Genomic DNA, 25769 nt, shown 5'->3' with positions numbered 1-25769 from the left:
CATGCACCTGCTGAGCACCCAGCCCGGACGCTTCGTCGAGGACGACAGCGTCGTCACCCGGCTCGACCAGACGCCGGGCGACATCGTGGTGCTCAGTTCGGCCGACACCACGCTCGCGCTGCTCGCCGCCGCGCGCACCGCGCTGGCGGCCACCGACCCCGGCTACCCGTCGCTGCGGCTGGCCAACCTCATGTACCTGCGCCAGCCAGCCTCGCTCGACCTGTATGTGGACGAGGTGCTGCAGCATGCGCGCGTGGTGGTGGTCGATCACCTGGGCGCCGAATCGGCCTGGGCCTACGGGCTGCAGCAACTGGAGAAGCTCGCCAGGCGCAAGGGCCAGCAGCTCGCGATGTTCTCGGGCGACCTGCAGGAAGACGAAGACCTGCTCGCGCGCAGCACCGTGCCGCGCGCGGTGAGCCGCCGGCTCTGGCAATACACGCGCGCGGGCGGGGCGGGCAACGCGATGCAGTTCCTGCGCGCGGTGGCCTTCCATGGCCTGGGCCATGGCGAGGCGCCGTTGCCGCCGCGCAGCCTGCCGCAGGTCGCGCTGCATGTGCCGCGCGGCATGAACGCCGCGCACACCGTGGCCGGCATCGACGACCTGCGCGCCGGATGGCATGCGGATGCGCCGGTGGTGGCGCTGGTGTTCTATCGCTCGCACCTGCTGTCGGGCAACACGGTGGCTTTCGATGCGCTCGCAGCCGCGCTGCATGCCGAGGGACTGAACCCGCTGCCGGTCGCGCTCGATTCGCTGAAAGATCCGCTGTGCCTGTCGGCGTTCCGCGGCCTGTGCAGCGAACATGACGTGCAGCTCGTGCTCAACACCACCGCCTTCGCCGCGCTGGGGCAGGGCGCGCAGGACGACGCCGGCGAGGCCCTCGCGCTGGCTGGCGATGCGCCGGTGCTGCAGGTGATCGTTAGCGGCGGCAACCGGGAAGACTGGCTCGCCGACAGCCAGGGCCTGCGCCCGCGCGACATCGCGATGCAGATCGCGCTGCCCGAAATGGACGGCCGCATCATCACGCGCGCCGTGAGCTTCAAGGGCCTGTCGCACCGCTGCGAACTCACGCAGACCGAGGTGGTGAGCTACCAGCCCGAGCCCGACCGCATCGCCTTCGTGGCCGAGCTCGCGCGGCGCTGGTGTCGCCTGCGCAGCCTGCCGGTGGCCGACAAGCGCGTGGCGCTGATCCTCGCGAACTACCCCGGCAGCGAAGGCCGCATCGGCAGCGGCGTGGGGCTCGACACGCCGGCCTCGGTCATTGCCATCCTGCGCACGATGCAGTCCGAGGGCTATGCGCTCGGCGACGCGATTCCGGCCGATGGCGATGCGCTCATGCAGACGCTGCAGGAAGGCATCGCGAACGATCCGGTCCAATGGTCCGCGCGCCCCGCCTGGCAGAGCTACGCGCTCGCCGACTACCGCGCACGGCTCGCGGCCCTGCCCGAAGGCATGGCTGCCGCCATCGACGCGCGCTGGGGCACGCCCGAGCAAGACCCGATGCTGCGCCAGGGCCGCTTCATGATCGCGGGCCTCCGATTGGGGCATGTGTTCGTCGGCATCCAGCCCGCACGCGCGCTCGGCACGCTGGGCGCGGCCGACTATGCGAGCTACCACGACGCCGAACTGGTGCCGCCGCACAGCTACCTCGCGTTCTATTTCTGGCTGCGCGATGCGTTCGCCATCGACGCGGTCGTGCATGTGGGCAAGCACGGCAACCTCGAGTGGCTGCCGGGCAAGAGCATCGCGCTCTCGCAGACCTGCTGGCCCGATGCGATCCTCGGGCCGCTGCCGAACGTCTATCCCTTCATCGTCAACGACCCGGGCGAGGGCGCGCAGGCCAAGCGCCGCACGCAGGCGGTGATCGTCGATCACCTCATGCCGCCGCTCACGCGCGCCGAGAACCACGGCCCGCTGCAGGACCTGGAGCGCCAGGTGGACGAGTACTACGACGCGCTGCTGGTCGATGCGCGGCGCGCGAAGGTGCTGCGCGCGCAGATTCTCACGGCCGTGCGCGCGCAGCACCTGGTCGAGGAACTGGACATGCCGGGGGCGGAAGACGACGCGGTGCTCGCGCGCGTCGATGCCTACCTGTGCGAGCTCAAGGAAACGCAGATCCGCGACGGGCTGCACGTGTTCGGCGCCTCGCCGGAGGCGCGGCTGCGGCGCGACACGCTGCTCGCGCTCGCGCGCTATCCGGCTGCGGACGGCGTGGGTGCGAATGCCGGGCTGCTCGGTGCGCTGGCGCAGGACCTGCTGCCCGGCGACGCCTTCGAACCGCTCGACATCGACGCGGCCAGGCCGTGGCAGGGCGCACGGCCGGCGCTGCTGCAATCGGTGAGCGCCGATGCGTGGCGGCACCACGGAGACACGCGCGAGCGGCTGGAACTGCTCGCACAACGCCTGCTGGAGGACGAAGCCTGTCCGCCCGGCATGCCGCAGACCGCCGCCGTGATGGGCCGCATCGAACGAAGCCTCGCACCCGCGCTCGATGCCTGCGGTCCGCACGAGCTGCATCAGCTTTCGCGCGCGCTGCAGGGCCGCTTCGTGCCGCCCGGCCCGAGCGGCTCGCCCTCGCGCGGGCGGCCCGACGTGCTGCCGACGGGGCGCAACTTCTACGCAGTCGACACCCGCGCCATCCCCACGCCCACCGCGTGGATGCTCGGCCTCAAGTCCGCCGCGCAGCTGGTGGAACGCCACCTGCAGGAGCACGGCGACTACCCCGTGGCGCTGGGCCTGTCGGTGTGGGGCACGGCCACGATGCGCACCGGCGGCGACGATCTGGCACAGGCCTTCGCCCTCATCGGCGTGCGGCCCAAGTGGGCGCCGGGCAGCCAGCGCGTGGTCGATTTCGAGGTGCTGCCCACGGTCGGGCTCGGGCGTCCGCGCATCGACGTGACGCTGCGCATCTCGGGGTTCTTTCGCGATGCGTTTCCCAATGCCGTGCAGATGTTCGACGCCGCGGTGCAGGCCGTCGCGTCGCAGGAAGACGAAGACGCCGAGCGCAACCCGATCCGCGCGCGCATCCTGCGCGAGGCGGCCGCGCTCGAGGCAGAAGGCGTGACCGCCGACGCCGCCCGCACCCAGGCCGGCTGGCGCGTGTTCGGCTCCGCACCCGGCAGCTACGGCTCGGGCCTGCAGCCGCTGTTCGACCATGGCGACTGGCAGACCGACGGCGACCTTTCCAGCGCCTACGTCGGCGGCAGCGCGCACGCCTACGGGCAGGGCAGCGACGGCGTGCCGGCGGCCGATGCGCTGGTGCGGCGCCTGCGCACGATGAACGTCGTCATGCAGAACCAGGACAGCCGCGAGCACGACCTGCTCGACTCCAACGACTACTACCAGTTCCAGGGCGGCATGGCCGCCGCCGTGCGCCACCTGAGCGGCCGGCAGCCGGCGATGTACCACGGCGACCACGGCAACCCGCAGGCGCCGCGCGTACGCACGCTGAAGGAAGAAATCAGCCGCGTGATCCGCGCGCGCGTGGTCAACCCCAAGTGGATCGACGGCGTGAAGCGCCACGGGTACAAGGGCGCCTTCGAGATGGCCGCGACGGTGGACTACCTCTTCGGATTCGATGCCACCGCGCGCGTGGTGGGCGACCACCAGTACGCGATGGTGGCCGACGCCTACGTGCTCGATGCTGACACCCGCAACTTCGTCAACGAACACAATCCGCGTGCGCTGCACGACATGCTGAGCCGCCTGCTCGAAGCCATGCAGCGCGGCCTGTGGCAGTCGCCCGGCGACTACCAGGCCCAGCTGGAAAACCTGCTGCTCGACCAGGAGCAGCAGATGGAAGGAACCCGCTCATGACCACAGCCGCACCCATGCCGGTGCCTTTCCCTTTTGCCGCGATCGCGGGCCAGCCGAAGCTGCGCCAGGCGCTGCTGCTGGCCGCAGTCGACCCGGGCCTGGGCGGTGTGTTGATCGAAGGCCCGCGCGGCACGGCCAAGACCACGGCGGCGCGTGCGCTGGCCGAACTGCTCCCGGGTGCGCCCTTCGTCACGCTGCCGCTGGGCGCGAGCCTCGAAAGCCTCGTGGGCACGCTCGATCTCGGGCAGGCCCTTGCGGGGCACGAGCTCAAGTTCGCGCCCGGCCTGCTCGCACGCGCGAACGGGGGCGTGCTGTATGTAGACGAAATCAACCTGCTGCCCGATGCGCTGATCGATTCGCTGCTCGACGCGGCCGCCAGCGGCGTCAACGTGGTCGAGCGCGACGGCATCTCGCACCGGCATGCGGCGCGCTTCGTGCTGGTCGGCACGATGAATCCGGAGGAGGGCACGCTGCGCCCGCAGCTGCTCGACCGCTTCGGCCTGTGCGTGCAGCTGCGCAACATCGAGGACGCGGCCGAGCGGCAGGCCATCGTGCGCGCACGGCTGGCCTTCGATGCCGATCCGCAGGGTTTTCGCGCGAAGCACGCAGGGGCAGAGGCCGAGCTGGCGGCCGCGTTGGTCTCGGCCCGCGCTGTCGTGGCGGATTCGTCGGCGTTGCCGTATGGCGATGAAGTGCACGAAGCGGTGAGTGCGCTGTGCATCGCATCGCAAGTCGATGGATTGCGTGCCGACCTCGTGATGCTGCGCTCGGCGCGCGCGCTCGCGGCTTGGGAGGGCGCGGCGGACATCACGCCCGACCACGTGCAGCGCGTGGCCGAAGCCGTGCTGCTGCATCGGCGTAAACCGGAGCTCGAAGGTGCCGCACCGGCATCGCTACCGCCACGGATGGCGCGGAGTGCGCCGCGCCCGGCCGAGGCAAACGGCGCAGGCCAGAGCAACGCGGGCGATCAGGACTGGGGCGCCATGCCGCCCGAGCCCGTCGGCATCGAGCGCGTGAAACCGCTGCGACCGCTGATCCCTTCGCAGTCCGCCCGGCAGGCCACCCCAAAAAAAGCCTGAGCCTCCGGGACGCCGCACCCGCTGGCGCGCGCCAGGGCGACTGGAGGCAAGGCAAGCAGCGGGACGCTTGGCACGGCGCCGCATCGCCGGGTGCCGCGTTCGACTGGCCGCGCACGCTGGCGGCCCGCGGCGCCGGCACGCTGCGTGCGGAGCACCTGCGCCGCCGTCCGCTGCAGGCTCGCAGCGGTGCGCTGCATTGCTTCCTGCTCGACTGCTCGGCCTCGATGCGAAACGACGGCAACCTCGCGCGCGCCAAGGGGCTGCTGCTGTCCTTGATGGAAGAGGCCTACCAGCGGCGCGACCACGTGGCGCTGCTGTGCTTTGCCGGCGATGTGGTCGAGTTGCGCCTGCCGCCGCGCCGTGCCAGTGCGTGGAACGACGATTGGGTCGCCCCCATTGCAGCGGGCGGCGGCACGCCGTTGGCGCTCGGCGTGCAGCGTGCCGACCAGCTGCTCGCGCACAGCGTGGCACGCCAGCGCTGGCTGTGGCTGCTGACCGATGGCCGCAGCAGCGAGAGCCCCGCACGGCCCGAGGCGGCGGACTTCGCCTGCGTGGTCGATTTCGAAGCAGCGCGCGTGCCGCTGCATCGGGCGCACCGGCTCGCCGAACAGTGGCAGGCGCGTTACCTGGTTGCCGAGCGGTCCGCGTAGCCCGAAGGATTCGACGGCATGCCGAGCGGCGCGTCGATCGATCGGGATCGCGCGCAAGGCCCGCACGGCATAGGGCCGGGCGCCCCGGCGCGGGGTGTTTCGGGTACCTTCGCGGCATGCGCATCAAACCCTGCTTCCTGCCCCTTGCCTGGGCCCTGGCCATGCGTGCGTTCGCACAGACGGCGCCGCCCGTGCCGGTGGACGCGGCCGATTGCAAGGCGCAGGAAGCGGTGCTCGAGCGCGACATGGCGCTCGCCCGCTCCCGCGGCCAGATGCTTCGCCGGCGCGAACTTGGCGAGGAACTGGCCGCGCTCCAGGCGCGCTGTGCGGCGCTCGTGCCCGTGCAGGGCCGCGCGGCGCGCATCGAGAAGCTGGAGCAGGAAATCCGCACGCTCCGCGCGGAGCTCGATCGCGCCGAGGAGCAGCTTCGCAGCCTGAAGAGCGAGTCGCCCTGAGCGCGCTTTTTCAGCTCACCACGGCAGGTCGTTGAGCGTCGGGGCCGCTCCCTTGGCGGCCACCGGGCCGTCCGCCTCGGTGGTGGTTTCCTCCGGCTCCGCAGGCGCCAGCATCGTCCCGCGGCAGTTCGGCGAGCCGCAATGGCAGGGGTACTTCGACGGCGGCGAGCCGTCGTCTGCCGTCAGCGAATAGTCGATGAACAGCTCGTCGCCCGCATCCACGGCCACCAGCGTCTGGAACTTCAGTACCAGTTCGCCGCCTTCGTCGTATTCCTCGACCGCCTCGCAGTTCGGCTCGCAGGCGTGGTTCAGGTGGCGGGTGCCGTTGCCGCCCTTGGCGCCGTCGATGGTCTCGTGGTTCGACAGCGTGAACAGGTAGGTGAGCTGGTCGTTCCAGACCTTGGTGGCGATTTCCTGCTTCGAATAGCGCCGCCCTTCGTAGAGACCGAGGAAAGCCTGCGCCGGAAGGTCGCGGGTCGCGAAGGCGCCCAGGCCGTGCACGCCGCTGGGGCCGACGCGGATGAACGGAGTTGACGAGGTGGCGGGCTGCTTGTGGCGGGATTTCATGGGGAGGGATGGACGTCGACCGGCTGGATTGTCAACGCCATGTCGATCTGGCGGATGACAGCCGCCGCACCGCGCGCGGTGGCTGCGTCGAAGAGCGGGCTGCCGGTCGGCTCGTCGACCAGTCGCCAGCGGGTGCCGGGGCGGACGGCCGCGAGGGCGTCGAGCAGGTCGTGGGCGGCGGCTTCGTCGATGGCTCCCGCGTCGGGCAGCACGTTGCCGGCAGGCGGAGCGACGGCATACGCGACGATCGCCGTGCCGCGCGTCACGCCGAGCGCGACGGCACCTTCTCTGTCGATGGCGTCCAGCACGGTCGGCAGTTCGCGGCGCCACGTGGGGCGGGAGACCGCCGCGCAGGCCGTGTGCACGGCCGCGAGGTCGGCGTGGTCCAGCGGTTGTGCGGCGACGGCGCTGCGTGCCTCGAAGCTGCCTTCCAGCACGTCGAGCGTGCGCAGTTCCTCGAAACCCGCCTGGCCGTAGAGCGCGCGGGCCGGGTTCTGCGCGATTACTTCGAGAAAGACCCGATGCAGTCCCGCCTTCGACCAGGCCTGGGCCTGCGCCTCGACGAGCTGCCGGGCCAGCCCCCGGCGACGGTGCGTCTGCGCGATGCCGAAGCCGGCAAGGTAGCCGCGCAGCCCGCGCCGGCCGGCGAGCGAGATGCCGCAAGCGAGGCCGTCGACCGCGATCACCCGCGACAGCGCGAGGTCGACCACCGCCCGCCGCAGGTGCCGCGCGAAAAGCTGCTCGTCGAAGTGGATGGGTACGAAGTAGCCCTCGTAGGCCCGGTTCCAGAGGGCAGTGAGCTCGCCGTGCGTGAAGTCCGTGGCGGGGACGACCGCCATGCCGATCCTGTGCATTGCCTGTTGTTCGCGAAAGATGGAGTCAGCCGATGGGAAGGGTCGCCACGAACCGGGTGCCCTCCGCCGCGGACGAGGTCACTTCGAGCGTGCCGCCGTGGGCGGCGACGATTTCCGAGCAGATGTACAGCCCCAGCCCCAGTCCGCCGCCGGGCTTGCTGTTGGCGGGCCGCCAGTAGGGCTGGAAGATCCGCGGAAGGTCGTCCGGGGGAATGGGTTCGCCGCCGTTGCTCACCGACAGCACCAGCCGGTCGTCTTCGAGCGTGGCGCGAACCACGACGGGGTCGTTCGGACCGCCGTGCGTGACCGCGTTGCCGATCAGGTTCGACAGCAGCTGCTGGATGCGCGGCTGGTCGCAGCGCACCACACGGTTGATCGAGAGTTCGTCGCGGATGTCCAGCTGCGGATTGGAGGCGCGCGCTTCGTCGACCACCTCCTTCAGCGCCGAGGTGAGGAAATCGGCTTCGCGGATCGCCAGGCCCATGCCCGAGCCGAGCCGCGCACGTGCGAAATCGAGCACGTCGTCGATGAGGCCGGACATGCGGCGCGTGCTTGATTTCAGCCGCGTGCCGAGCTTCACCAGGTCCGGCTCGGCCTGGCGGCGGATCAGCAGCTCGGCCGTCGCACCGACCGCCGACAGGGGATTGCGCAGGTCGTGGCCCAGCACGGCGATGAACTGCTCGCGCAGCTCGGCCGTGGCGCGCTCGGACTGCAGCGCGACCTCCGCGCGCTCCTGGCGGTCTTCGTTCTCCAGCTGGCGCGCGATCAGGTCGGCGAAGGCGGTGAACATCGCCACGGTCCGCGGGTCGGACACGTTCGCCGGCCGGGGGTCGATGGCGCACAGGTTGCCGAAGTAGTCGCCGTTGGTATAGATGATCGGCACCGAGATGTAGCTCTGGATGTTGTAGAGCTGGGGCGTGTGGTGGTCGCGGTAGACCGGGTCGGTGCCTGCGTGGTCGATGACCACCGGCAGCCGTGCGGCACGCGATTCCTTGCACAGCGTGGTCTCCACCTTGAGCTGGCCCCCGGGCTGCAGGCCGAACTGGATGGTGTCCTCGACCGCGCAGGCGGTCCAGGTGCCGTCGGTCACACGGGCAATGGCCGCAAAGCCCATGCCGGTGTTCTGGCAGATGATTTTCAGCAGCGAGGGCACCGCGCTGATGCGGCCGACGGCGGACACGTCCCGCGCGATGGCCTCTGCGCTGTCTGCGGGGGAGGCGGGGGTGGCAGGGTTCGGGGCGGGGGTCACGGTGTCCGGATGTTACGTCAGCGCTTCTAGGGCGCACAGCGGCGCCGGCGGGGTTTTCAGCGTCGCGGGTCGCCCAGCGAGGCAAGGCAGCCCACGATGGCATCGGCCGCCTCGTCCAGCCGGGGGCCGGGGCGCATCATCAGGTCGAAGCGCGCCGAGGCGAAGCTGCAGACGCGCCCGCGCTGGATCGCCGACATGGCCGACCAGCCCGGCCGCGCGGCCATGGCGGAGATTTCGCCCAGCGCCGAGACCATCAAAACGTCCGGGTCGGCGCGTACCACGAATTCGGGGCTCATCTTGGGAAAAGGCCCAAGCGTGCCCGGCACCGCATTGCCCAGGCCCAGCCGTCCAAGCGTCTCGCCGATGAAGGAGCTTTCGCTGGCCGCCGCCACGCCGCCATGCACCTCGAAATACACGCGCCGCCCCTGCCAGCCCGCCGGCACGCGGGCGCGCGCGGCATCGAGCCCGGCATCCAGCCGGCGCCAGAAGGCCTCGCCCGCGCCGGGCTTGCCGGTGGCGCGGGCCACCGTTTCCATCACCCGCCGCATGTCGGCATGGGTCTTGGCATCGAGCGCCAGCACCTTGATGCCCAGCCGCTCCAGCGGCTCGGCGACGCGGCTGCGCGGGCGCAGCAGCACCAGGTCGGGCTTGAGCGCGACGATGCGCTCGATGTTCGCGTCGTCCATGCCTCCGACCTGCGGCAGGCCTTTGACCTGCGCGGGCCAGTTGGCGTGGCGGTCGACGCCCACCAGCCGGTCGCAGGCGTCCAGCGCGCAGACCGTCTCGGTGAGCGAGGGCATCAGCGAGACGATGCGTTTGGCGGGGGCCTGCAGCTCCAGCGTGGTGCCGCGGTCGTCTTCCAGGCGGATGCCGGCGGCATGGGCCGCGGAGCCGAAGCCCAGCGCCACGAAGGCCGCGGCCCTGGCGATGTGGCGGACGGCGGTGGCGGCGGTCGCGGCGGTCGAAGAGGGCTGGCGCTGGGGCAGGGCGTGGGAAGTCATCGGAGCGGGCGTTGTCGGCCCGCTATTGTCGCGGCGTCTGCATGCGCAGCAGCCGCGCCGCCTCTTCGGCACGCGCGTCGTCCACCTCGCGCAGCACGTTGCTCAGGTCCACCGGGCCGGTCTCGCGCACGAAGGTGCCCGCGAGCTCCGTCTCGGGCCTGAGCAGTCCGCGCTCGTAGAGCTGCCAGATCTCTTCGCCGTAGTGCGTCTTCAGCAGCGCGGGCTCGAACTGGCCGAAGAAGTTGCGCAGGTTCTCCACGTCGCGCAGCAGCATGCGCTTGGCGTGGTTGTTGCCCGCGGCATCCACCGCCTGGGGGAGGTCGATGATGACCGGGCCGTCTTCTGCCAGCAGCACGTTGAATTCCGAGAGGTCGCCGTGCACCACGCCCGCGCAGAGCATGCGCATCACTTCGCGCAGCAGGCTCGCATGGTGCCGCAGCGCGTCTTCGGGCGAGAAGGCCACGTCGTTCAGGCGCGGGGCGGCGTCGCCGTTGGCGTCGGTCACCAGGTCCATCAGCAGCACGCCTTCGAGGAAGTTGTGCGGCGTGGGCACCCGCACGCCGGCCGCGGCCAGGCGGTAGAGCGCATCGACCTCGGCGCTCTGCCAGATCGCCTCGGTCACCTTGCGGCCGAACTTGGTGCCCTTGGCCATGGCGCGGGCCTCCCGCGTGTTCTTCACGCGCCGGTTCTCGGTGTAGTCCACGGCCTGGCGGAAGCTGCGCTTGTCGGCTTCCTTGTAGACCTTGGCGCAGCGCGTTTCCTCGCCGCAGCGCACGACGTACACCATGGCCTCCTTGCCGCTCATCAACTGGCGCACGACCGAGTCGACGAGGCCCTCGTCCACCAGGGTCTGCAGTCTCTGGGGTGTCTTCATGCGCGTGCCTCCTGCGAAGCCAGGGGGCGGGTCGAGAGGAAGGCCCTCAGGCTTTCCGTGCCGATCTGGTAGGCCCCATCATGCCTGTGCGCGGCAAAGCCGAGCCGGCGGTTGATGGCGAGCATGGGCGCGTTGACCTCCGCGTTCTGCGTGATGGCCATCTGCACCCCGGGCTGGCGCTCGCGCACCAGCTGCAGCATCACCGCCTTCACGCCCTTGGCCAGGCCCTTGCCGCGCCAGCGCTGGGCCACGGCGGTCAGGCGCTGGAACATGCGGTCGGGGTAGAGCCGGTTCCAGCTCGCATCGCACACGGCGGCCACTTCGTCGCCGTCGAGCAGGAGCACCAGGAAGTGCTCGCCGCCGCGGCGGTCCATCACGGCATACCAGGCGTGGAAGCCTTCGAGCTCGAAGCGCATGGGTGCGCGTGCGAGGCCGGTCGTGGGCGCGTCTTCGAGCAGCGCCGAGAGCGGTGCCATCAGCGTGGCGAGCCGCTCGAAGGGCACGCGGCCCGCGTGGACCTCCAGGCGCAGCCCGTGCGCCGGCGCGAGCGCTTCGGCGCGCCAGCGGGCGAGCGCGCCGTCGTCCAGGCCCGCGAAGGCCATGCGGTTCTCCATGCTGCGGTGCTTTTCGGTGGCGCCGATGGCGGCAAGGAAGGCGTGGCTCTCGGGCAGGTGGACGCTGAAGGTGGCCGTGGTCTTGCCTTGCGTGTCCATCAACGCCAGCAGTTCCCGCAACAGGAGGCTGCCGACGCCTTGCCGCCGATGCGATTGCCGCACGCCGCCCCAGACATTGACGAATGGCGCGAAGGCTTCGCAGTCGGGCGTTCCTTCGCGGCGAACGCTCATGTTGAGCGAACCCGCGAGCGTGCCCTGCGCATCCCGGGCGAACACGCGGTGCGCGACGTGCAGCGGCGTGTGCTGGCGCACGTTGAACTCGGTGTGGGCGTCGTCCGGAAGCGGTTCGCCCGGAAGATCTTCCTCATTGCGCAGGCGCCAGTAGGCGAGGGCCTGCGCCCATTCTTCAGCGGACGCCCGCTGCGGATCGAAATGGAACATCGCGAACGGCCGCGCATCGGCGGCACGGGATTCAAGCATGGGCAAGCCTTGATTTGAAAAAGGGAACGGATCGCGCGGCACGCGAGCGCGCCGGCGGTGGCGTTTGAATCGGGGCGATGTGTCGCGGCGGAGGGCCGCGATGATCGAACTGGCTATGCCTTCAGGGGCATGTGCCGCGCCAGGGGCGCGTCAGCGGCAGTTCTTGCACGACCCGACAACAAACAGTCGAGGGGTGGGGGAATGAATAGCAGGCTCTTTCATCGCACACCTCCAGTCTGTGTTGTGGATCGAGGCGTCGAATGTAGCGAGCTTCGCGTGGGCTGTGAAGTGCCATCGCGCGCCGATGCCGTGCCGATGTCGCGCCGTGTGCCTGCGGCAGAATCCAAAAACCAACAGACGGGGAGTGCCATGGATCCGAAGAAGATTTTCGAAGCGGCGCGCGAAGCCGATGTCGAAACGGTGCGCGCGTGCATCGCCGCCGAGGCCGACATGGCCGCGGTGAACAAGCAGGGCTTCACCGCACTGCAGTGCGCCGCGATGGGCTCGAACCAGACCGAGGTCGCGCCGAACATCGCCGTGCTTCGCCTCCTGCTCGATGCGGGAAGCCCGCTCGAATACGCCGGCACCGATGGCCGCACCGCGCTCTACCTCGCTGCCGAGTTCGCGCCCACGACCGATGCGGTGCAACTGCTCCTGGATGCCGGCGCCAAGGCCGACATCAGCGACGGGCACGGCAACCACATCACGGTGAACGCGATGATGGAAGAGGTGGTCGCGCTCCTCGCGCGCGTCACGGGCAAACCCATTCCGGAACCACCACCGCCCGAGCCCGATCCGGTGAAGATGACGACCGCGCAATGGCGTGCCGCCAAGACGAAGATCGATGCCGTCTTCGAGGCGTTGACGAAGGCTGGCCTCGTCGCGCTGCAAGACGCGGGGCAAACGCAGTCCGATGGTTTCTCCGACTGCTCCGAGGCATTCCACGAGCGAGGCGGCGAGTCGGCCGGCGTGCATGGCTTCTGTTTCTACACACGGCAGGACCTGAACCGCGCGAAGAGCACCAGCCAGCTGTCGCTCGCGTACTGGGGCGCGCCGGAGGGCGCCGATGCCGACATGCTGCGCGTCGGCGAACTCATCGTCGAACACTTCCGAAAGGCGGGCCTCGAGGTGCGGTGGAACGGAGCCGCGTCGATGCGGCCGGAGGTCGATTTGCGTGAAGCGAGCCCGCCTGCGAAGCCTCCGGGCAACCCGACGCCTTCGGCCGTGCCCGTCGCGCAAGCGGCTGGCGGACAGGGATCGCAATCGAGTTTTCTCTATTTCACGGGCCAGGGCTCCGACAAGGTCTACCAGGTCCACCTGCGCCCCAAGGACGATGGCTGGGTGGTCGACTACGGCAATGGGCGCCGCGGCGGCACGCTCGCCACCGGCACCAAGACCAGCAGCCCGATCGCCTTCGAGGCCGCGCTGAAGATCTACGAGAAGGTCGTGAAGGAGAAGACCTCCAAGGGCTACACGCCCGACCAGTCGGGCGCGCTCTACACCTCGACCGACCTCGCCGGCCGCATCAGCGGCGAGCTGCCGCAACTGCCCACGCTGATTCTCGAAGCGCAGGTGGCGCGCTACTTCGACGACGCGGGCTGGGGCCTGCAGGAAAAGGCCGATGGCGAGAACCGCATCCTGCTGATCGAGGGAGAAACGGTACGCGGCACGAACCGCCGCGGGCTCTTCGTCGACATTCCGCAGGCCTGGACCGGCGGTTCTGTTGCATCGGCGGGCCGCACCGTCATCGCGGGCGAGCATGTCGGCGATGGCTTCAAGGCCTTCGACTTGCTGGAGCTCGATGGCCAGGATCTGCGTGGCGCGCCTTTCATCGAACGCTTCGGCCATCTGCACAAGACCGTTGCGCACCTGCCGTGGATGGTGGTGCTCGACCTGGAGACCACCGCCGAAGGCAAGCGCCGCCGCGCGGCTGAACTACTGGCCGCGCATGGCGAAGGCTATGTGCTCAAGGCGCTCGCCGCGCCGTTCGCTGCGGGTCGCAGCACCGCGAGCCTGAAGTTCAAGTTCAACCAGAGCGCGACGTGCGAGGTGATCCGCGTGAACGCGCAGCGCTCGGTGGCCGTGGGGCTGCGCGACGAGACGGGCGCGATGGTCGACATGGGCAACGTGACCGTGCCGCCCAACGAGGCGCTGCCCGCGGCGGGCACGCTGGTGGAGGTGCGCTATCTCTATCGCTACGCGGGCGGCAAGTTCGAGCAACCGGTCTACAAGGGGCCGCGGCCGGACATGACGTCGGAGGATGCGGTGCTGTCGCAGGTCACGCGGATCAAGGACCGTGGCGCGGCGGTGGACCAAGAGGCTGATTGAACCGTTGGCTGTGCAATCGGTTTACTGGCACGGCAAGAGAGTATGTGGGCTAACAGTCCGCGCAAAGTTGGAATGATGAAGCCAGTAGCACCGATGCCAGAAGCTCACATGGGCCTGACATTAACCAGCTGTTGGTGGTTGCCATCTCGTGAGGTCAAACGCGATCTGAGCTCCCCGTCTCATCCCCGAAAAAAAGTTGGAGGCGTACGAGGTGTACTGGCAAGATCGGCACCACCAATCGCAAGTTCTCACCGGGGCCATCTGCATTGACCACTTTCCTCCTGCATCTGGGGTTTGATATAGAGCTTGCAGAACTGACGGATCTTTTGGAACGCATTGGCGCCACTGAGAGCGATTGCGTGGCGTTCAGGTTGTGCTGGCCCGATGGTGCATTCTGGGACGGGTGCGTGGGAGGAACCAAGGACGAGATGCGCGCTGCGCTTGCCGCACTCAAAGTTGAAAAGCCGCTCAACATGCACTGAGAAGGTGCGTGCTCGGTGCAATTGGAGGTCGCGTACGCCCCCGTATTTTCCCTGATGGGCTGAAGAACACGGTGCTGACGGCGCCGCGATGTTGCTTAGGGAGTGCGCCAGCTTCGCTGGTAGGATCGAAACGCAGGTTTCATGGCGAATGGGACCGGCCCCGGATGGCTTGCGCGAAAGGTTGGAGAGGGCGAACTGCAAAAAGCAGGGCGGACTGCGCGTCAAGGCGATCGGTTTGCGATCCCGTTGAAGGGTGGCTCGCTCTATCTTCAGTGACGTTTCTCGGATCTCGAAAGCAGAAAGCGCTTTGAACCCACACCCAAAGTCCCAAAATCTCCCGGCACTCACCACGCTGAGATTCATCGCGGCAATGATGATCGTCACTCAGCATTCGTCCCAGATGTTCAAGTGGCCCTGGTCGCTGGGAAATCTTCCGCTGGTGCACGGTGTCAGCTTCTTTTTCGTGCTTTCGGGTTTCATCCTCGCTCACGTTTATAGCGGCCGTCCTCAGCTGTCATACGGAGTTTTCATGCGAGCGCGCTTTGCGCGGCTGTGGCCTGTCCACGTGTTCTCGATCCTGGTGCTTTGTTTGGCGATTCCCCCTGCATGGGTCACCTTCGAAGGCACAGGGCTTTTCAACAAGTGGATCGCGCTCGCATTCAATCTGAGCCTTGTGCACTCGGCGCTCCCGTTCGCCGCATATGTTTATTCGTGGAATTCGGTGTCCTGGAGCATCTCGACCGAGATGTTTTTCTATCTGGCCTTTCCCTTGCTGCTCGTGAAGATCGAGCGCACTTGGCATTGGAAGCTTCTAGGCTCGGCCTTGCTGGCTGTTTTGGTGATCGCCGCCCTGGTGCTCTTGAAGGTCCCCGCCAATGGCGGCATCCAGGATCTGACCTCGGTTTATGCGACGTACCCAAACCCTCTTGTGCGAGGCTTCGAGTTCTGCCTCGGAATGGCGACCTGGTGCCTGTGGAAAAAATACATTGCCGATCTGAAGCTCTCGGTGAATGCGTGGACTTTGATCGAGTTGCTGGCGGCCTCGCTCTGCGCGACTTGGCTGTTCCATGTTTTTTCTCTTATCTATGGACTGAGCACCGATCCTGTCCGCATGTTCTTGATGCCAGCTGGCTCATGTTGGGTGTTCGCGATCCTGATCGCCGTATTCGCCATGGGCCGGGGGCGCGTGGGCCGAGTGCTGGCACTGCGCCCGCTGGTCTACCTGGGGGAGATCAGCTTCTCGATCTACATGCTTCATCAGATCCTGATGAAGTTTTTCATCGCAACTCTCGAGTGGCCGCAGGTGCCAGAGGCGGTCTATTTCAGCCTGCTCTTCGTCCTTGCTTCCTTCAGCTACCTGCTGGTCGAGAAGCCCGCGCAAAGCCTCCTCACTCGAAGCTGGACACGTTCTGCCTTGCCGCCCCAGGATGCCCTGAGCTCGCGTGCGCGTACCTCGGGACCCTAGGCGGACACCATCGTACGTTCATCGATCTGCCGGCGTTGAATGCCGCTTGGCGAGTGCGCACTGCCAATGCGATCGAGCCGCTGCACATACCGCTCCATGTTGAAAGCTGCCTCGGCCAGGCGGCGTGTCGCTTCGCTCAGTCGAGCACGGGCAGGATCATCTGTCGCCAGCTGCAAGATGACCTCCGCGGCCGCGCGAGTATCCATGTAAGGTACAACGCCAATGGACGTGTCGGGGTCAGCAAGCAATAGATCGGCCATCCCGCTGGCCTCCTTGAAACAGATGGTCGGTATTCCGCGCTGTGCCGCGTCGATCGATACGTTTGGCAGGGGATCGAGGCGCGATGCCAGCATGAAGAAATCGCTCATCGCGTAGATAGGCTCAAGGTCCTGGACTTCGTCGATGAAGGTGATGAAGTCCTCGACATCGGAACGCGCCATCTGTTCTTTCAGGTAGACCGAGTAGCCCATATCGTCGTTCGGACGGTAGCCACCGCCCACCCACAGAAAGTGGATCGGCTGGGCTCCGCCGATGCGCTTGACGTCGGCGGCCACGCCGATGAATGCATCCACTCCCTTGCGGATGTTCACAGAGCCGGCGCCGGTAACGATCATCGCCCCGCCCGCTCGAATCTGCATCAGAGCACGAATGCGTTCGTCCTGATTCTGTCGGACAGTCTCATTGCGGCTGGAGGGCAGCAGAGACATGCCCTGCGCCTCTATATGCATGCTGCGACTGCGCAGCGGCGGGTGCGTTTGCATCGATGACCTTGCGACGGATGCGGCTGGAAAGACCACCTCCGTGGCCATGTCGAGTGCCTTGCCCAGCGCCGACGCCGGCCAGACATAGGAGCCGTATTCATGCACGAGCAGCACTGTCGGGACGGAATGCTTGGCACAGACCTCGACCGTTACGCGCGATTCAACGCTGTTGACTATCGCGTACTTGAACGCACGGCCAGCAAACAACGGCGCGAGCCCAAATTCGGCTTCTAGCGGCGCTGTGTGCACGCCGTCCAGCGGTCCGACGGTCTCGCAGCTGATGGCCTCGAAGTCGGGCGTCAGCGCACCGTCTCCCAGAAGCACGCTGAAAACGTTGTACTTCTTTGCGAGGATCACGGCGATGTTCCAGCCGAGGATGGGGGCTCCGGTCCGTGAGGTCTCGTGAACCACCAGAACCACATTTTCCTTTTGCGGATCGATCGGTGTGGCGCCCGTCCTGTGCGCAATCAGCGGCATGGTAGCGCGGCGACCTTCGCGCTGCCCGCCGATGATGTAGTGAAAGAGGCAGTTCATGCCGGCTTCCGTCACATCCGGATATTTCTTGCCGTAGTAGCTCGGATCGAATGCCTGAGAGGGATAAATACCGAGCGGCTCGCCCACGAGAAGATAGTGCCAGACGGCGTCGGTGTCGCTCATCTCGAGGAGGAGTTGGGCGCGGTAGAAATCGGGATCGAAGAGCGGGCTGTCCCGCAGATAAGCTGCAAAGTCGCCCACTCGCGAGTACGACTTGAAGCTCGCAGCCAACGATGCGAACTCTTCCGATTTTTCGGGCAATTGCGTTGCCGGCGCTTCGAGCAAATCTATCCACGCGTTCGCAGTCGTCGTGGAGAGTTCGAGGCAATTGAAGTAGCGAAGCAGGAGCGCATGCGACAGCGCGGGGCGGTCGCTGCTTGCAAGACAGGTCTTCGCCGCCTGCAGCCATTCCGAGAGCTGGGCCTTCTCGAACGACAGCGCATCTGCGCAGTGCTCGGGCACTTGACTCACGTCGTCCACGAAGACTGGTGCCGTCACCGGCGTATCTGGGACCGGTTGCACGACCTCGACTGTGGCGGGCAGGCGCGCTGCTTGCCGCCGCGCTCGCCATTCACGCGACTTTTGCAAGAGTTGGAACCTGGCGGTCCACCAGACCAGCTTTGCCGCGCGACGGATTGTTTGCGCGGTGCGCGGCTTGTCGACCAGCAAGCGTCGCAGGGGAGCTGTAGCGCGCCAGCTTGAGCTGGACTCCAACGCAGCAAGGCGCACCGCAATGGCCTCCCGCTGATTCTCGATGTTCAGCGCTCGCTCCCGCTGTTGAGTTGCTTCACGCTCGGCGGCGTCGGCCCTCGCGCTGTGCGCTTGAGCCTTCGCCAACGACGCGTGGGCCCTGGCGCCTTCTGCTTCGGCTGCCGCTCTTGCCGAATCGGCTCTGGCGCTCTGCGCTTGCGCCTCCGAGCGCGCCGCATCGGCCCTGGCGCTCTGCGCTTCCGCCTCTTGACGCGCAGCATCGGCTCTCTTGCGCTCCGTTTCGACAAGGTCTTCGGCCTCGGCAGCCTTCTGGTCTGTCTTCAACTTCGCAAGGCGCAGGTCTTCAAGCTCTCTCTCTGAATCCGCCAGGGCTTGGGCGTGCCGCGCCTGAACGATCTTCGCTGCCTCGATGTATTCATCTTGCAGGCGTTGCATGTTGCGCGCGTACTCGCTCGTCGCATCCTTCAGCATGATGTCGCGTTGGGAGAGCACACCCTGCAAGGTCGCGTATTCGGACAGCACGCCGCTGACTTTGGCCTCGTAATCGGCAACCGTCTGGTCGAGCTGCTTGCTGGATTCCAGCAGGTAGCTATCGAGCGAAGCGGACAGCTTTACAAAGCTCAGATCGGTGAATGCATAGAGCTCGGCGAGCTGATCTCTTTGCGCCTTGTCATTCAGCAGCTCGAACATCCAGTCAAGCCCAAGGGGCCAGGCGCTGCGATTCGGCGATCGCACGCATGCCATGGCCAGCAGGAATTTGACGTTGAAACCGGCCTCACGGCGAAAGGGTTCGAGATCGGGAAACACGCGGACGATCTCGTCGAAGTCGCGCAATGCGAGAAGGTTCTCGCGCAAGAAATTCCATTCGTGTGCGCTGCGCACCGCCACCTCGGGACGGTCTCCACTGACATTCGACTTGTCGGTGAAGATCCTGTGCATCGTCAGCTTTTCCTGGAGCACGTGAATCGGATGCCGCACCAGGATCCGGCTCCAGAAGTCGGCGTCGTCTGTTTGCGCAAGTCCGTAGCGATAGCCTCCGACTTCGTCGTAGCAGCGCTTTCGAATAAGAGCGCTGGGGTGGTTGAGCGTGTTCTTCTGATTGAACAGCTCATTCAGCCATGCCCAACGCGGTTGGTTGTGCCGATCGAACCAGTCGTTGTCGACTCGGGCGCCTGTCTCGTCGATGACTTGTACCCAAGTAAAGACCGCGCCGATCTCCGGGTGCGCGTCGAGGTAAGCCACCTGGCGTTGAAGCTTTTCCGGCTTCCACACATCATCCGAATGCTGGAGTGCGATGTATTCGCTGTTCGTGCGCGAGAAAGCATCGTTCGTTCGGTGCACGACCTCGCCGGGAGCCCGGCTCGAGAACGCTCGAAGACGCGGGTCGGTGTATTCGGAGATCAACTTCCAGGAATGGTCTCGAGACGCGTCGTCCAGGACGACCAGTTCGAAGTCCGAGAAAGTCTGGCCCAGCACACTGTCGATGGATTCGCCCAGATGCGCCGCGTGGTTGAAGGATGTGAGGACAACCAGAACTCTAGGCATGGTCACGCTCCGGAATCGGGCTGAGAGGCGGGGCGAGCCCTCTCGATGACGCAGTCGAAGCGGTAGTACGCGCTCGCGAGCTCCCGGTGTTGCGCGTAGAAAGAGACTTGCAATCCGGCTGCTTCGATCAGTTTCCTAATCTCCTCTTCGGTCCACCATGTGCCGATATGCGGCTTGCCCATGGCCTCTCTTTGGCGATAGAAAGCCATCTTTTCGTCGTCGTCGTAGTAGACGGCGAGCTTGTCGGCATCGGGCACACCGGCGATGTAGAGCTTTTCGAAATGCGCCGCGCCACCGATCAGTCGAAAGAGCCTGGAGAGCCCTTCGGAGTTCAGGCATGAGACGGAGTCGCGCATGTAGACCTTGTTGGCTTCGCCGAAGAAGTCGCTGGGAAGCTTGGATACATCCGAGACCACGTACTCGATATTCGGCGCGCTATTGGACTGCCGCGCGAACTCCACCAGCTTTTCGGAAAAATCGACGCCGACTATTTTCTCGACCTGGCGAGCGATGGCCTCGGTGATGAGGCCGTTGCCGCAGCACAGGTCCACAAGACGATCACCACGCTGCAGATCCAACGCCTGAACTACGGCGTCGATGGTCAGGTCGAGCTGCGCCTGGCTCATTTCCTCCCCATTGATGGTTCTGTCGACCTGCTTCAGGGGCGAGTCCGCAAACTTCTCGGCATTGGCGTCGTAGTGATTTTTCCAGTAGTCGCTCATTGCGTTGCAATCGGTGAAATGGTGGAAGAGCTTCTGCGGCTGGGACCGGCGTTCAAGACGCGGCGCACACAGGCAATCAGGCGATCGATGACCGCCGGTGTATATCGTTGATCGCAGGGGAGCGCCAGGCATTTGTCCAGCATGGTGTGCTCGACGCCGCCGTCCTCGATCCGGCGCCGGGCCTCTTCCCAATAGGCGGCAATGTAGATGTCGCTGTCATCTGCCAGTGCCTTGCGAATGCCCCGGACGTCTTCGCCGATCACCAGCGGGTAGCACATCGGCACAGATGAGGTCCCGAGTATCCATCGGCGCGTGTTGGTGGTGTCGAAGGCTGCGGCGAGGCGTTCGAAATTGCTGCGTCGCTGGCTTTTCATGGCGTGCATGTCAATGCTTCGCAGCAGCCGGTCCGTCAGGCGCGACATTCGCAGCGGTCGTGTGTTGTCCAGCGAATGCCCGGAGGCCAGGAAGCTCGCATAGCCCTCGCGTGCGGTTGCTGCCATGCGCACGAGCAAATGCTCCATCCGCGCCAGCGAAGCGTTGTCCTGTTCTGCCGGCATGACGATCGCAGTGTTCTCGCTAACGAGCAACCCTCCGTCCGGGAGTCCAGAGAACTTGCGGGGCGAGTAGATCGTCGCCCATGCTCCAGCGGGTGCGGAGAACAACGCCTGCGTGTTGTCGACGATCAACTGAGCCGGGGAGACCCTGTCCCGCATTTGTGCGATGACGTCATCGCACAGGCCGAAATAGTTGACGCAGAGCATCGCGGTATCAACCGAAATGGCCGCGGGGACAAGCGGTGCGAGACGGTTGTCGAGTCGATAGAACTCGGGCACCAGGCCGGCATCCGATACGGCCTGGACCACGGAGTCGCAAATGTAGGCTGGCAGCAGGACTCGCCTGAAGCGACTGTTTTCCAATGCGCTTCGCAAGGCCGACCGCGCCGACTGGAACTTGAGAAAGTGGCTCGGAAATGGCTCGCCGAAATCGGGCAATGCCAGCTCGAAGAAGCCCCCGATCTCCATTTCTCCGGGGCTGCAAGGCGGGTCGCTCGACCGGTCGGTCATGTCAGTGCTGCGCCGACTCGACACGGCAGACGATCCGTCGCTTGGCTAGCAGTTCTTTCGTGCCGGCAATGCCGTTGTGCATCAGCACGTCGATGATGGACAGCGATGGTTCGAATGGCGCCGCGGACTGCGAATAGGTGGTGGCAGGCGTCTCGAGGGACGACAGGCCGATGCCGCGTGCCTTGAATTTCTCCGCATCCAGCAGATCGAACCCACCGATGGGGTTGATGAGTTCGGTTGCGCCGAGTTGGGCTGCATGGGCGAGTGCCCAATCGCCGGTTTCCTTCACTTCCGAGTAATCGAATCCGTGGTCGGAGGAAACCACAAGTTCGGTGTCGATCGACAAGAGCGCGCAGATCTCCCGGATGAGGCGGGAGTTGAGGGTGCCGATGCTTTGCGCGCTGGCTCGAACAAGGGCTGCTTCGATCGCACCGAACGTGTCTTCGTAAAACGGCGCCCTGCTGCCGTATTGCGCGAGCTGGTTCAGGATCCGCGATTGCCATTTGGCGTTGGCCGCGATCTGTACCTCCCGAATCGACGCGGACATCGGATGCTTCGCAACGGGGACCTGGATATACTGCCAGCCGCCGCCCACCTTCAGGATGCGGTTGCGATTGACCCAGCCCTGCTTGATGTACTGGGCTTCGTCGAACAGGACAAAGCAGTCGACCGCGTCGATCAACTGCCAATAGCCGATGTACGGGAAGAAGTAGGGCTGCATGCCCGCTATCTTTTTCACGGTGCGCCAGCCTCCTGAAGGATGGCGATGATGCGGTCGACGTCCTCGTTGGAGAGTGCTGGATAGATCGGAAGGCAGATCACCTGCTCGGCCGCCCGGTGTGCCACTGGCAGCCCCTCGGGGTCGGAGGATGGCAGGTCGCGATACATCTCGAAGCTGCTGACGAGCGGGTAGAAGTAGCGCCGCGTGTGAATGTCGTGCGCGTGCAGCAGTTTATAGAGTTGATCGCGCGAGAGTGGGTACTCAGGCCGCACGAGGATAGGGAAGTAGGCGTGGTTGGCAACGCGCTCGCCAGCATCGCCGACGCAGTGGATTCCTCTGGTCGCGCGAAGCCCCTGGCGGTATCTCTTGTCGATCTCGCGTCGCCTGGCGATCGCCTGGTCCACGCCGCCCAACTGAAGCAAGCCGAGCGCGGCATTGAACTCGCTCATCTTGCCGTTGATGCCCGGCGTGACCACCGTCACGTCATCGACAAAGCCGAAGTTCTTCAGCTGGTCGATGTAGTTCTTGGTCTGCGCATCGGGCGAAACGATGGCCCCGCCCTCGAAGGTGTTGAAAACCTTCGTCGCGTGAAAGCTCAGCACCGAAAGGTCGCCGTGCTTCAGGAGGCTGCTGCCGTGCAGTTGCACGCCGAAGGCGTGAGCCGCGTCGTAGATGACTTTCAGCCCATGCGAGCGGGCGATCTTCTCGATGGCCGCGACATCGCACGGATGTCCATAGCAGTGCACCGGCATGATGGCCGTCGTAGCCGGGGTGATTGCCGCTTCGATTCGCGCAGGATCTAGATTGAGCGTATGAGGATCGATGTCGACGAACACCGGCTTGATGCGGTTCCATAAGAGGGAATGCGCTGTAGCGGTGAAGGAATAGGGCGTGGTGATCACCTCGCCCGACACGCGCAGCGCCTGCAAGGCGGTGACCAGGCCGATCGTGCAATTGGTGAACAGCGAGATGTGTTCGACCCCGAGGTATTCGCACAACGCTGCTTCGAGCCGGTCGTGAAAGGGCCCACCGTTTGTGAGCACCTTGCTCTCCCAGATTTCGCGCAATGAAGGCAGGAAATCCTCAAGAGGTGGCAGCACTGGCTGGGTAACATAGACGGGGGGGCGTCGAGTCAAGGTCCCGTCCTCGTCGCTGCGTTCGGAAGGGGCGAGGTCGCGAAGATCGAACGGACTATCTTGCATGGCATTCGAGCAAGGCCCAGTTGCCCTTGCGCCTGTCGTCGCACGTCTCAATGGCAAACGGTGTCACCGTTGCGAGCGTGAGTCCCGAACGCTCGAGCAGCGCGCCGTACTGGGCCTCGGTGCGCTCCTGTCCACCGGTCAGGAGCAGCATCGAGTAGTCGTTCGCGATGGTGGCCGGCGAATCTGCAGCCTGCTCGGGCATGAGCTCTTCGATCAGAACCAGCGTGGCGCCCCGAGGCATGGCGGACACGCAGTGGCGCAGGATCGTTGCGGCCTGCGCGTCGTTCCAGTCATGGATGATGTTGGAGAGCAGGTAGAGGTCCGCGCCTTGCGGATAGTCGCCGTGAAAGAGGTCTCCCTCGATCAGGTCGATGCGCCCGCCCGCCGCGGTGCCCTCGAGGCGCTCGCGCGCCTCTGCGATCACTGCGGCGGTGTCGAATATGGCGCCGCGCGACTGCGACGCTTGGGTCAGGATCGCCGACAGGAGCGCGCCGTTGCCCCCTCCGATGTCGACGATGTGGTTCGCGCGCGAAAAGTCGCGCGCTTGCACGATGCCTGCAACCCGACCGTCTACACCGCGCTTCATCAGCTCGTTGAAGAAGCCGCCCAGTTCCGGTTGCTCGGCGAGGTGGTCGAAGAACGGCTTGCCGAACACGTGATCGAACGCGGGCTGACCCGTTCGCACCGCGTGCAGCGCGGCGCTCGCCGCCGGATAGTTGATGGCGCCGATGTACAAGATGCGATTGCGCATCGACAAGGGATGATCGGCGCGCAGAAGCTGACCGGTCGCAGAGAGCCTGAAGTCGGTGGCGTTCTCCTGCTCCAGCAGTCCCAACACGACCATCATGCGCAGGAAGCGTTCGAGGGCGTGCGGGTGCAGTTCCAGCACGCTGGCCAATTCGGCCGCGCCTTGAGCGTCGTCGCCCAGCGCGTCGGCGATGCCTGCTCGTGCGGCAGCATGCAGCACCTGGGTCATCGCGAAGCCGCCCGCCATGCGACGTATCGCCTGGGCCGGCGATTCATCGGTGGCCGGGCTTTCGAGGGCGGCTGCCAGCGAATGAAAGGCGCCGGCATTTTCTGCATCGGGGAGCATCTGGGGCCTAAGACGGTAAGTTGGCAACTTATGCTGTGTTCAAAAGACGACAGCACCTGCATCGCAGGCGTGCCGTCGACGCGGGCGACCTTGCGGAGTTCACGACAGTGCCGGCGCCCGCGCGCTGTTAAGGAGCAAATGCCAGTAGCGGGCGCAACCCTCCTCAAGCGAGTATCTGGGTTGCCAGCCCAGTTCGACGCGAGCGCGTTCGATGTCGAGATACGTGCGCTGAACATCAAAGCGGCGGTGGGGCAGGTATCGGACCTCGCCATCGAGCCCCGTCTGTTCACGGATGAGCCTGAGCACCTCGTTGATGCTGTGCCCCATGCCGCTGCCGATGTTGAACACGCCCGATTGCGAACGCTGTCCGGCAAGGACAAGTGCGCGGGCGACATCGGTGGCGTAAACATAGTCGCGCACAACCGAGCCGTCGCCCCAGATCTCAATGGGCTCGTTGTTCATAAGCTTGCGCACGAACGTCGCAATCACGCCCTGGGCACCGATTCGGTTCTGGTGCATCCCGTACGGATTGGAAATGCGCAAGATGTTCGCGGTGAGTCCGTTCAGTTCGGACTGAAGGTGCAGATAGTTCTCGACCGCGACCTTGACGACGCCGTATGAGCTGATCGGTTGAAGAGGGTGCGCTTCGGGCACCGGCAGCGATCGCGGATTGCCGTAGACCGTGCCGCCCGAGGACGCGTAGACGATTCTCTTGACTCCCGAGTAACGCATCATGTCCAAGAGCCGAAGCGTCCCGATCAGGTTGCTGCTGACGTCTTCGATCGGGTTTGCGTTCGAGCCGCTTGGAACAGTGCTGCTTACAAGGTGATAAACAAGGTCCACGCCGTCGAGCGCCTGGGAGAGTCCGTGGCCCTCTACAAAATCACCTTGGATGACCTCCAAGTGCTTGCAGGCACTTTCCTGGTCGGCCGGATGGCTTCTTGCGCGATCGAATATTCGAACCGAAGCACCTTCGGCCAGAAGCAGCTCGCTCAAGTGCCGACCGAGGAAGCCTTTTCCACCAAGCACCAAAACTTTCGAGCCAGCAATGTTCATTGAGTTGTTCCGCAAGCGATCGCCTGTCGCGCGAAGCACGCGACACAGAACAGTCGTGAGCGCCGGACCTGGATGCGGCTGTCATCGACATGTCGCCTGGCGCAGGTACGCTCAGAGTTTGTAGCTATATGTAGTTACAAGTTAACTATTCGTGCAGACTGTAAACACAATGTCTCTGGTTGACCTCCCATAAATCGGTGAATTGAAAACTTAGGTCCTATTCGTGAACAGGTTGCGATTGAGGGCATCAACCATGTCAAAGTTATGGTTTATTTTGTGATAGTTAATTGCGCTTTTTTCTATGGGGTGTTGCAGAGCTTTTAGGCAACGAGCCTGATCCACCTTTTTGAACCAAGCAACAGGCTGCTGAGAGCCACAGCCCCGTCAAGACCACGCTCATACCACGAGGCCGCAAGCAACCTCTCGCCGCGCCGAATGCAGGTTGGCG

Annotated in this window: 20 protein-coding genes; 7 read left to right on the top strand and 13 right to left on the bottom strand. The window is 65.6% G+C overall.

Translation table 11 applies throughout. The annotated features are described in order from the left end of the window. The first annotated feature begins 1 nt into the window (after window position 1). The 4 genes from cobN to RT97_RS13980 all read left to right on the top strand — a co-directional run bounded on the left by cobN (window position 2) and on the right by RT97_RS13980 (window position 5998). Entirely contained in the window at window positions 2-3814 is a 3813-nt protein-coding gene (gene cobN, locus RT97_RS13995; protein ID WP_042579361.1) for a cobaltochelatase subunit CobN, read from the top strand. Then, window positions 3811-4893: an ATP-binding protein gene (locus RT97_RS13990; RefSeq protein WP_042579360.1), complete on the top strand. Its 1083-nt coding sequence runs from the start codon at window positions 3811-3813 to the stop codon at window positions 4891-4893. Before cobN ends, RT97_RS13990 begins: the two co-directional genes overlap by 4 nt. Window positions 4894-5009: 116 nt before the next feature. Next, window positions 5010-5543 (top strand): VWA domain-containing protein, encoded by a 534-nt coding sequence (locus RT97_RS13985; protein WP_080898291.1) that lies wholly within the window; start codon window positions 5010-5012, stop codon window positions 5541-5543. 116 nt (window positions 5544-5659) lie between these two features. After that, window positions 5660-5998 (top strand): DUF1090 family protein, encoded by a 339-nt coding sequence (locus RT97_RS13980; RefSeq protein ID WP_042579358.1) that lies wholly within the window; start codon window positions 5660-5662, stop codon window positions 5996-5998. A 15-nt stretch (window positions 5999-6013) separates the two neighbouring features. Here the strand turns inward: RT97_RS13980 and RT97_RS13975 are convergent, their stop codons facing one another. Genes RT97_RS13975 through RT97_RS13950 form a run of 6 tightly spaced genes read right to left on the bottom strand, consistent with a single transcriptional unit; the run spans window position 6014 to window position 11637 of the window. Continuing rightward, entirely contained in the window at window positions 6014-6565 is a 552-nt protein-coding gene (locus RT97_RS13975; RefSeq protein ID WP_042579357.1) for an SET domain-containing protein, read from the bottom strand. Beyond that, the gene (locus RT97_RS13970) at window positions 6562-7404 is read right to left on the bottom strand and encodes a GNAT family N-acetyltransferase (protein ID WP_042579356.1); all 843 of its coding nucleotides are present in this window, start codon (window positions 7402-7404) and stop codon (window positions 6562-6564) included. Before RT97_RS13970 ends, RT97_RS13975 begins: the two co-directional genes overlap by 4 nt. Before the next feature lie 40 nt (window positions 7405-7444). Further along, window positions 7445-8668 carry a GAF domain-containing sensor histidine kinase gene (locus RT97_RS13965; protein WP_042579355.1) on the bottom strand — a complete coding sequence of 408 codons (1224 nt, stop codon included), beginning with the start codon at window positions 8666-8668 and terminating at the stop codon, window positions 7445-7447. A gap of 56 nt (window positions 8669-8724) precedes the next feature. After that, a complete protein-coding gene (locus RT97_RS13960; RefSeq protein ID WP_080898290.1) occupies window positions 8725-9669 on the bottom strand; it encodes an ABC transporter substrate-binding protein in 945 nt (314 codons plus the stop codon). Window positions 9670-9691: 22 nt separating this feature from the next. Beyond that, entirely contained in the window at window positions 9692-10543 is an 852-nt protein-coding gene (locus tag RT97_RS13955) for a PA4780 family RIO1-like protein kinase (RefSeq protein ID WP_042579354.1), read from the bottom strand. Then, window positions 10540-11637: a GNAT family N-acetyltransferase gene (locus RT97_RS13950; protein WP_042579353.1), complete on the bottom strand. Its 1098-nt coding sequence runs from the start codon at window positions 11635-11637 to the stop codon at window positions 10540-10542. Before RT97_RS13950 ends, RT97_RS13955 begins: the two co-directional genes overlap by 4 nt. Before the next feature lie 369 nt (window positions 11638-12006). On the opposite strand from RT97_RS13950, the gene RT97_RS32500 reads away from it, so the two are divergent. The 3 genes from RT97_RS32500 to RT97_RS13930 all read left to right on the top strand — a co-directional run bounded on the left by RT97_RS32500 (window position 12007) and on the right by RT97_RS13930 (window position 15912). Beyond that, window positions 12007-13965, top strand: a complete 1959-nt coding sequence (locus tag RT97_RS32500; RefSeq protein ID WP_080898289.1) for a DUF6891 domain-containing protein — start codon at window positions 12007-12009, stop codon at window positions 13963-13965. Between the two features lie 266 nt (window positions 13966-14231). After that, a complete protein-coding gene (locus tag RT97_RS33440; protein WP_042579352.1) occupies window positions 14232-14447 on the top strand; it encodes a hypothetical protein in 216 nt (71 codons plus the stop codon). Between the two features lie 253 nt (window positions 14448-14700). After that, complete coding sequence (locus tag RT97_RS13930; RefSeq protein ID WP_301280752.1) at window positions 14701-15912, top strand: acyltransferase family protein; 1212 nt, start codon at window positions 14701-14703, stop codon at window positions 15910-15912. On the opposite strand, the gene RT97_RS32120 is transcribed toward RT97_RS13930, so the two are convergent. The 7 genes from RT97_RS32120 to RT97_RS13895 form a co-directional block, all read right to left on the bottom strand. Continuing rightward, window positions 15909-19463, bottom strand: coding sequence for a glycosyltransferase (locus tag RT97_RS32120; RefSeq protein ID WP_052810655.1), 3555 nt, complete (start codon window positions 19461-19463; stop codon window positions 15909-15911). The two genes, RT97_RS13930 and RT97_RS32120, sit on opposite strands and share 4 nt — an antisense overlap. Window positions 19464-19465: 2 nt before the next feature. After that, on the bottom strand, window positions 19466-20185 hold the full coding sequence (locus tag RT97_RS13920) for a methyltransferase domain-containing protein (RefSeq protein ID WP_042579350.1): 720 nt from the start codon (window positions 20183-20185) through the stop codon (window positions 19466-19468). After that, the gene (locus RT97_RS33435; protein ID WP_172672202.1) at window positions 20182-21249 is read right to left on the bottom strand and encodes a hypothetical protein; all 1068 of its coding nucleotides are present in this window, start codon (window positions 21247-21249) and stop codon (window positions 20182-20184) included. Before RT97_RS33435 ends, RT97_RS13920 begins: the two co-directional genes overlap by 4 nt. Window position 21250: 1 nt before the next feature. Further along, window positions 21251-21988, bottom strand: a complete 738-nt coding sequence (locus tag RT97_RS32115; protein ID WP_155403807.1) for a WbqC family protein — start codon at window positions 21986-21988, stop codon at window positions 21251-21253. Next, complete coding sequence (locus tag RT97_RS13905) at window positions 21985-23172, bottom strand: DegT/DnrJ/EryC1/StrS aminotransferase family protein (RefSeq protein WP_080898287.1); 1188 nt, start codon at window positions 23170-23172, stop codon at window positions 21985-21987. Before RT97_RS13905 ends, RT97_RS32115 begins: the two co-directional genes overlap by 4 nt. Further along, on the bottom strand, window positions 23162-24265 hold the full coding sequence (locus tag RT97_RS13900; protein WP_052810652.1) for a methyltransferase: 1104 nt from the start codon (window positions 24263-24265) through the stop codon (window positions 23162-23164). Before RT97_RS13900 ends, RT97_RS13905 begins: the two co-directional genes overlap by 11 nt. A gap of 99 nt (window positions 24266-24364) precedes the next feature. Further along, window positions 24365-25321, bottom strand: a complete 957-nt coding sequence (locus RT97_RS13895) for an NAD-dependent epimerase/dehydratase family protein (RefSeq protein ID WP_042579348.1) — start codon at window positions 25319-25321, stop codon at window positions 24365-24367. Window positions 25322-25769 lie beyond the last annotated feature (448 nt).

This window comes from Variovorax paradoxus (genome assembly GCF_000834655.1).
Lineage (GTDB): Bacteria > Pseudomonadota > Gammaproteobacteria > Burkholderiales > Burkholderiaceae_C > Variovorax > Variovorax paradoxus_F.
The sequence above is the reverse complement of the archived record's forward strand: the minus strand, read 5'-3'. Positions and strand labels throughout refer to the sequence as shown.

Excerpts from the sequence above, each read along its gene's own strand:
- cobN (WP_042579361.1), top strand. The coding sequence starts at position 2 with ATGCACCTGCTGAGCACCCAGCCCGGACGCTTCGTCGAGGACGACAGC.
- RT97_RS13990 (WP_042579360.1), top strand. The coding sequence starts at position 3,811 with ATGACCACAGCCGCACCCATGCCGGTGCCTTTCCCTTTTGCCGCGATC.
- RT97_RS13980 (WP_042579358.1), top strand. The coding sequence starts at position 5,660 with ATGCGCATCAAACCCTGCTTCCTGCCCCTTGCCTGGGCCCTGGCCATG.
- RT97_RS13975 (WP_042579357.1), bottom strand. The coding sequence starts at position 6,565 with ATGAAATCCCGCCACAAGCAGCCCGCCACCTCGTCAACTCCGTTCATC.
- RT97_RS13970 (WP_042579356.1), bottom strand. The coding sequence starts at position 7,404 with ATGGCGGTCGTCCCCGCCACGGACTTCACGCACGGCGAGCTCACTGCC.
- RT97_RS13960 (WP_080898290.1), bottom strand. The coding sequence starts at position 9,669 with ATGACTTCCCACGCCCTGCCCCAGCGCCAGCCCTCTTCGACCGCCGCG.
- RT97_RS13955 (WP_042579354.1), bottom strand. The coding sequence starts at position 10,543 with ATGAAGACACCCCAGAGACTGCAGACCCTGGTGGACGAGGGCCTCGTC.
- RT97_RS13950 (WP_042579353.1), bottom strand. The coding sequence starts at position 11,637 with ATGCTTGAATCCCGTGCCGCCGATGCGCGGCCGTTCGCGATGTTCCAT.
- RT97_RS32500 (WP_080898289.1), top strand. The coding sequence starts at position 12,007 with ATGGATCCGAAGAAGATTTTCGAAGCGGCGCGCGAAGCCGATGTCGAA.
- RT97_RS32120 (WP_052810655.1), bottom strand. The coding sequence starts at position 19,463 with ATGCCTAGAGTTCTGGTTGTCCTCACATCCTTCAACCACGCGGCGCAT.
- RT97_RS13920 (WP_042579350.1), bottom strand. The coding sequence starts at position 20,185 with ATGAGCGACTACTGGAAAAATCACTACGACGCCAATGCCGAGAAGTTT.
- RT97_RS33435 (WP_172672202.1), bottom strand. The coding sequence starts at position 21,249 with ATGACCGACCGGTCGAGCGACCCGCCTTGCAGCCCCGGAGAAATGGAG.
- RT97_RS13905 (WP_080898287.1), bottom strand. The coding sequence starts at position 23,172 with ATGCAAGATAGTCCGTTCGATCTTCGCGACCTCGCCCCTTCCGAACGC.
- RT97_RS13900 (WP_052810652.1), bottom strand. The coding sequence starts at position 24,265 with ATGCTCCCCGATGCAGAAAATGCCGGCGCCTTTCATTCGCTGGCAGCC.
- RT97_RS13895 (WP_042579348.1), bottom strand. The coding sequence starts at position 25,321 with ATGAACATTGCTGGCTCGAAAGTTTTGGTGCTTGGTGGAAAAGGCTTC.